The sequence below is a fragment of the Sphingopyxis sp. genome (genome assembly GCF_036402335.1).
Taxonomy (GTDB): Bacteria; Pseudomonadota; Alphaproteobacteria; order Sphingomonadales; family Sphingomonadaceae; genus Sphingopyxis.
In genome coordinates this window covers 1-4673 of the sequence record NZ_DASWTD010000208.1, presented here as the reverse complement: position 1 = coordinate 4673, position 4673 = coordinate 1, and the positions used below count along the sequence as shown (strand labels likewise).

5 protein-coding genes and 1 pseudogene are annotated in these 4673 nt (G+C 65.3%); 1 reads left to right on the top strand and 5 read right to left on the bottom strand.

Annotated elements, in window-relative coordinates:
* Window positions 1–278 (bottom strand): annotated as a pseudogene (locus tag VGD20_RS06605) (EamA family transporter); the annotation flags it as partial.
* 125 nt (window positions 279–403) lie between these two features.
* On the opposite strand from VGD20_RS06605, the gene VGD20_RS06600 reads away from it, so the two are divergent.
* On the top strand, window positions 404–1489 hold the full coding sequence (locus VGD20_RS06600; RefSeq protein ID WP_331133692.1) for an alkene reductase: 1086 nt from the start codon (window positions 404–406) through the stop codon (window positions 1487–1489).
* Window positions 1490–1526: 37 nt separating this feature from the next.
* On the opposite strand, the gene VGD20_RS06595 is transcribed toward VGD20_RS06600, so the two are convergent.
* Genes VGD20_RS06595 through VGD20_RS06580 form a run of 4 tightly spaced genes read right to left on the bottom strand, consistent with a single transcriptional unit; the run spans window position 1527 to window position 4544 of the window.
* On the bottom strand, window positions 1527–2171 hold the full coding sequence (locus tag VGD20_RS06595) for a hypothetical protein (RefSeq protein ID WP_331133691.1): 645 nt from the start codon (window positions 2169–2171) through the stop codon (window positions 1527–1529).
* Window positions 2164–2589: a 6,7-dimethyl-8-ribityllumazine synthase gene (gene ribH, locus VGD20_RS06590; protein WP_331133690.1), complete on the bottom strand. Its 426-nt coding sequence runs from the start codon at window positions 2587–2589 to the stop codon at window positions 2164–2166. Before ribH ends, VGD20_RS06595 begins: the two co-directional genes overlap by 8 nt.
* Window positions 2589–3866 carry a 3,4-dihydroxy-2-butanone-4-phosphate synthase gene (gene ribB, locus VGD20_RS06585; protein ID WP_331133689.1) on the bottom strand — a complete coding sequence of 426 codons (1278 nt, stop codon included), beginning with the start codon at window positions 3864–3866 and terminating at the stop codon, window positions 2589–2591. Before ribB ends, ribH begins: the two co-directional genes overlap by 1 nt.
* Window positions 3867–3923: 57 nt before the next feature.
* On the bottom strand, window positions 3924–4544 hold the full coding sequence (locus tag VGD20_RS06580) for an ankyrin repeat domain-containing protein (protein WP_331133688.1): 621 nt from the start codon (window positions 4542–4544) through the stop codon (window positions 3924–3926).
* Between the last annotated feature and the right edge of the window lie 129 nt (window positions 4545–4673).

Sequence of the window (4673 nt, the reverse complement as noted above, 5' to 3'; positions counted from 1 at the left end):
AAAGCCCCCGCGATCGCGGCGACCAATATCGCCGGGCGCGGCGGCAGGCGACCGCCTGTTTGACGGCGCATTTCGTGCCAGGCGAACAGCAGGATCAGGGGAAGCGCGATCGTGATGCGCCAGAAAGCCGACGCGGTCGGCCCGGTATCGGCGAGGCGGACGAGCATCGCGCCGAGCGATAGCGCGATATTGCCGCCAATCAGTGCGGCGAACGCCCAGCGGCCTGCGCCCGTCCGGTCCGCCGGCGTCCCTTCGATGCTGTCCATCTTGGCTGTCATTTAGATTTTCTTTTGCTACGTACCATTGTGCCGGCACCGCTGCGTCCATAGCTTCGCGGGCCATAGCGACGACCGAAGGGGTCGCCACTAAAAAATGAAGCGCAAAAGTGAAACGTGGAGGAAACATGGCCGTATCACTGTTCGATCCGATCAAACTGGGCGCGATCGACGCCCCCAACCGTATTATTATGGCGCCGCTCACGCGCGGCCGCGCCGGACCGGGCTTCGTGCCGAACGAGCTGGCGCTCGAATATTATCGCCAGCGCGCTTCGGCGGGGCTGATCATCTCCGAAGCCACCGGCATCTCGCAGGAAGGGCTCGGCTGGCCGAGCGCGCCGGGTTTGTGGACCGACGCGCAGGTCGAGGGCTGGAAGCCGGTGACCGACGCCGTACATGCCGCGGGCGGGCGTATCGTCGCACAGCTTTGGCATATGGGTCGTCTCGTCCATTCGGTGTTCAACGATGGCAAGCAGCCGGTTTCGGCGTCGGCGACGACGGGCACTGGCCGCGCGCACACGCCGGTGGGTCGGATGGACCTCGAGGAAGCGCGCCCGCTGCGCCTCGACGAAATCCCGCGCGTCATCGCCGATTATGTGAAGGCGGCCGAAAATGCGAAGCGTGCCGGGTTCGACGGCGTGCAGTTGCACGGCGCAAACGGCTATCTGATCGACCAGTTCCTGCGCGACGGCTCGAACCTGCGCGACGATGATTATGGCGGGTCGGTCGAGAACCGCATTCGTCTGCTGCGCGAAGTCACCGGGGCGCTGGTCGGCGTGTGGGGCAAGGAGCGTGTCGCGGTGCGCCTGTCGCCCAATGGCGAGACGCAGGGCGTCGACGACAGTGCCCCCGAAAAGCTGTTCCCGGCCGCCGCCGCGGCGCTCGATGCGCTCGGCATCGCCTTCCTCGAACTGCGCGAGCCCGGTCCCGAAGGTACCTTCGGCCGCACCGACGTGCCGAAGCAGTCGCCCGCGATCCGTGCCGCCTTCAAGGGTCCGTTGATCCTGAACAGTGACTATGACGTCGCACTGGCCGAAGAGGCGCTTGCGAAGGGCGCTGCCGACGCGATTGCCTTCGGACGCCCGTTCATCGGCAACCCCGACCTCGTCGAGCGCATTCGGAACGGCGCCGAATGGGCAGCGGACAATCCGCAGACCTGGTATGCGCCGGGTCCCGTGGGCTACACCGACTATCCGGCGCTGGTGACCGCGTAGGTCATTCGATGATCCGGGCGACGATGCGCCGTCCGGATCATCCTTTCTCGGCGAGCGCCTTGTCGATGATGCCGGCGCCGACCGGCCCCAATATGCTGCCACCGAAACGGAACAGCAGAAAACCGCCGATGAAGAAAACGACTGGTTCGACAAACAGCGCGACGATCGCCGCGATGGCGACGACGAAAAGCAGGGTGACGATGCTGCTGTTCAGCACCTGTTGACCTTTCGGTCCCAGCTCGATCGTGCGCGGGCCCTTCGAATCCCACCATTTTCCGGTGACGATCGTCTTGCGGCTACCGCCGGTCTGCGGGGTGGGGCGGCTTGTGCCTCGTGCGGGCGCGGAGTTGGCCGCCGGGGCAGGCCGATGGTTCGGCTGCGCGGTGGTTTTCGCTTTCTGGTTCCACGGCTGCTTCCGGTTCATTTCAGCGACCGCAGCAGCCATCCGCGCGTTCGGTGGACGCGGCGTTTCGCGTTGCGGTGTCGCCTCGACAATGGTCGCGGCTACGGGCTTCGCCTGCCGCGCTGCGGGCCGGATCGGCTCGACGCCCATCTTGCGATCGTGAAGATCCATCCGCTCGGCGGCGGTCGGCGGGGTCTGCCCGGTCTCGGTGTCGATGACCACCAGCCGCCCGCCGCGTTCGACGACGGAAAAACGGCTGGGAGGCGGGCGATCAACCAATGCCGAATTGTTCCTTCAGGGCCAGCATGGCAAGCGCGGCCTTCGCCGCTTCGCCGCCCTTATCCTTGCGCGTCTTGTCGGCGCGCGCAAGCGCCTGTTCTTCATTCTCGACCGTGAGGATGCCGTTGCCGATCGCAAGGCCGTCGAGCGTCAGCGCCATGATGCCGCGCGCGCTTTCGTTCGACACCACCTCGAAATGATAGGTTTCGCCGCGGATCACCACTCCAAGCGCGACATAGGCGTCGTAGCGCCCGCTGTCGGCCGCGAGCGAAATTGCCGCGGGGACTTCGAGCGCGCCGGGGACGGTTACCGTCTCATGGCTGTGTCCATCGGCATCGAGCGCGCTGCGCACGCCGTCGAGCAGCATGTCGTTGAGGTGGCTGTAGAAGCGGGCTTCGACGATCAGGACATGTGCCATTATGCGGCTTCTCCGGGAATGGGGCGTTCGCCGACGACCGACAGGCCATAGCCTTCGAGGCCGACGATATTGCTGTGCGTAGGGGTGAGCAATTCCATCGCATGGACGCCGAGGTCGGCGAGGATCTGTGCGCCGATGCCGTAGGTGCGAAGGTCCATGCCGCCGCTCGGTGCCGGGGTCGCGTCGGCTTCGGCCGATCCGGGCAGCGGACGCATCAGCATCACGATCACCCCCGAACCCGCTTCGCCGATCGCGTCCATCGAACGTTGCAGCCGGCGCTTCTTCGGACCCGGACGGCCCATGATATCGTCGAAGATCGACACCGGATGCATGCGGACGAGGGTTACGCCCTCGGGATCGACCGGCCCCTTCTGCAGCACCAGATTGACCGTGCCATCGATCTTGTTGCGATAGGATTTGAGGCGCCAGTCGCCGCCATAGTCCGATTCGAACGGATCGTCGGACACGCATTCGACCAGCCGGTCGCTGCGGTTGCGATACGCGATCAGGTCGGCGATCGTGCCGATCTTCAGCCCGTGGCGCCGTGCGAAGGGGACAAGGTCGTCGAGGCGAGCCATCGTGCCGTCATCGTTCATGATCTCGCAGATTACGCCCGAGGGGTTGAGCCCGGCGAGTCGGGCGATGTCGACCGATGCCTCGGTATGGCCGGCGCGCACGAGCACGCCGCCGTCGCGCGCGATCAGCGGGAAGATGTGACCCGGGGTGACGATATCGTCACGGGTCTTGCCGGCGTCGATCGCCACGGCAACCGTGCGCGCGCGGTCGCCCGCCGAAATGCCGGTGGTGACACCCTCGCGCGCCTCGATCGAGGTGGTGAAGGCGGTTTCGTGCCGCGTGCCGTTCTGGCGGCTCATCAATTCGAGCCCGAGCGTATCGACGCGCGATTTCGTGAGCGTCAGGCAGATGAGACCGCGCCCGTGCGTCGCCATGAAGTTGATCGCGTCGGGGGTCGCCATTTGCGCGGGGATGACGAGGTCGCCCTCATTTTCGCGATCCTCGTCGTCGACAAGGATGAACATGCGGCCGTTGCGCGCCTCGGCGATAATCTCTTCGGGACTCGCCATTGGCGACAGGTCGCTGCCGGTCGCGAGCCAGTTTTCGAGCTTGCGCAGCGTTTCGGCCGTGGGGTTCCAGCCGGGCGAGTCGAGGTCGCGCAGGCTGTTGGCGTGAAGCCCCGCGGCGCGGGCGAGGCCCGAGCGGGACATGGACCCGTCGTCGACGATGGCGCGGATACGATCGATGAGCTGTGTAGACATGGTGGGCATGTCTCACATCATAATGTGAATGTCAATCGGAATATCACATTGTGATGACTAGTCGGGTCCGATCTTGGGTCCGAGATCGCGCACCGGGCCATCGGGCTTGGCGTCGAGGATCGCGATAATCTGCCCCGTCCGGTCGTCGCGCTTGGCATAGTCGCGCGCCGACATGCCGGCGACATGGTCCGCCTTGTCGGGATTGGCGCGGTTCCGGACGAGCAGGCGAACCATCGCGACATTCTTGCTCTGGACCGCGAGAATCAGGGCGGTTTCGCCGCGCCGGTTGGTCTGGTCGACGGGTGCATTCTGGTTGAGCAGTTCCTGCGCGCCGTCGGTGAAGTTGAGCAGCGCGGTGTGCATCAGCGGAGTCACGCCCTGCCGGTCGCCGATCGACGGATCGGCATCCTTGCTCAGCAAAAAGCGGAGCCAGCTGATGTCGCGCCGCTTGGCGACGATCATGAGCGCAGTTTCGCCGGTGTCGGGATTGCGGGTGTTGACGATCGACGGATCGTCCTTGAGCGCGTCGGTCGCCTTGGTCCCGTCGCGGTTATCGACCGCCTGCAGAAAGGCATAGCCGCCGCGGAACTGCGCCTTGGCCGGCGCATGGACGAGACCCGCCGTCGCCACGACGGCAAGGAGAAAAGAGGCGAGGCGAAACTCCGCGCGTCGAAACATGATCTGGGCGACCCCTGGGGCAATATGTCCGCCGCTCGCGCGACGACAAAGGTTGATTTTCGGCGGCTAGCCGACCAAGGCTGGCCACATGATGAATATCGCAAATATGGGACAAAGGCTGGTCCGTGC